The organism is Neisseria sp. P0021.S005 (assembly GCF_051956955.1).
This window is the reverse complement of the sequence record NZ_JBQCWY010000624.1, coordinates 1-1,812: the sequence shown is the minus strand read 5'-3', so window position 1 is coordinate 1,812 and position 1,812 is coordinate 1. Positions and strand designations below refer to the sequence as shown.

Annotated in this window: 2 protein-coding genes; one reads left to right on the top strand and one right to left on the bottom strand. The window is 47.1% G+C overall.

All coding sequences use genetic code 11. From position 1 onward, the window contains the following. On the top strand, positions 1-1,031 hold a 1,031-nt coding region (gene dnaN / locus ACTHUE_RS17625; RefSeq protein WP_440424071.1), incomplete at its 5' end, for a DNA polymerase III subunit beta. Positions 1,032-1,168: 137 nt separating this feature from the next. Here dnaN and ACTHUE_RS17620 read toward each other — a convergent pair. Beyond that, the gene (locus tag ACTHUE_RS17620) at positions 1,169-1,531 is read right to left on the bottom strand and encodes an ACP-like domain-containing protein (protein ID WP_070460395.1); all 363 of its coding nucleotides are present in this window, start codon (positions 1,529-1,531) and stop codon (positions 1,169-1,171) included. Positions 1,532-1,812: the final 281 nt, after the last annotated feature.

Here is a 1,812-nt window from a genome sequence, read left to right as displayed (position 1 = left end):
GCCATACTCTGCCGATTTTGTCCAATGTGTTGCTGGAAAGCAAAGACGGACAAACCAAACTTTTGGCAACCGACTTGGAAATCCAAATCAATACCGCCGGCCCTGAAAGTCAGGCAGGCGATTTCCGTATTACGACCAACGCTAAAAAATTCCAAGACATTTTGCGCGCCCTGCCTGACAGTGCGCTGGTGTCACTGGATTGGGCGGACAACCGTTTGACTCTGCGCGCGGGAAAATCCCGTTTTGCCCTGCAAACCCTGCCGGCTGAAGACTTTCCATTAATGAACGTCGGCAGCGACGTCAGCGCGACTTTCTCGCTGACTCAAGAAACCTTCAAAATCATGCTTTCGCAAGTGCAATACAGCATGGCGGTTCAAGATATCCGCTATTACCTCAACGGCTTACTGATGCAGGTTGAAGGAAACCAGCTGCGCCTTGTTGCAACCGACGGCCACCGCCTTGCTTATGCGGCCAGCCAAATTGAAGCAGAACTGCCGAAAACGGAAGTAATCCTGCCGCGCAAAACGGTATTGGAACTCTTCAAGCTGCTGAACAATCCGTCCGAGTCCATCACCGTTGAGCTTTTGGACAATCAAGTACGCTTCCAATGCAATGGCACGACCATTGTCAGCAAAGTCATCGATGGCAAATTCCCTGACTTTAACCGCGTGATTCCTTTGGATAACGACAAGATTTTCCTCGTATCCCGTACCCAGCTTTTGGGTGCGCTTGAACGTGCCGCCATTCTTGCCAATGAAAAATTCCGCGGCGCGCGACTGTTCCTGCAGCCTGGTTTGCTGAGTGTTGTATGTAGCAACAACGAGCAGGAAGAAGCACGCGAAGAGCTTGAAATCGCTTATCAAGGCGGAGAACTCGAAGTCGGTTTCAACATCGGCTACTTGATGGATGTGTTACGTAACATCCACTCCGATGATATGCAGCTTGCTTTCGGCGATGCCAACCGTTCAACGCTGTTTACTGTGCCGAACAATCCGAATTTCAAATACATCGTGATGCCGATGCGTATTTAATTGGGTGAACAAACAAAAAGAGCGTGTACGGGACACGCTCTTTTTTATAGGATTGAATCAAAAGGCCGTCTGAAAATTGTTTTTCAGACGGCCTTTTGATTAAACCGGGATGATTCGGTTAAATAGGAAAACTGGGATTAACGTGGACGTGGTTCGCAGTTTTTCACCAGGAATGAGCCGTTAGGGGCGTTCACGCCAACTACTTCAGAAGTAGTGTGGGTGTTTTTGTCGATGAAACCGGCAGACATTGCATAACCTTGACGGTTGGTGAAAGTAGTGCCAGTGCTGTCAGAACGTTTTTTGTTGACAACCAAAGAGGCTTTTTTGCCACCGGCGTTTACGTCAGCAGTAACTGCACGGCCGCTACGGTCAAAGCCGTACATCACGTTCAGTGATTTGCCACCGTCACAATGGTAAGAAACGAAGCCGGCAGGTGCAGCGGCAGCAGAGAAGGAAACAGTAGCCAATGCGGCTGCAGTGATAACAGAAAGTAATTTCATGATCTAAGCTCCATATGAGGGTTGTGTGTTATCTTGCAAAATGAGAAAGGGTTTCCGTTTGCAGATGAAGCGTATTTTAGGCGTTTTGTCGGTAGTGGCAATTAGGTAAATTGCAAAACAGTGTTTACTTATGCTTACCCGATTGTTTATTAATAGAAAGTTGTTTGTAATTTGGTGTTGCAAAGTAGTTATGTGGGTTGTTGCGGAATATATACATTAATGATTCTTTAAGAAATATAGCGAAAGAATACAAAAAAGGCCGTCTGAATATTCAGACGGCC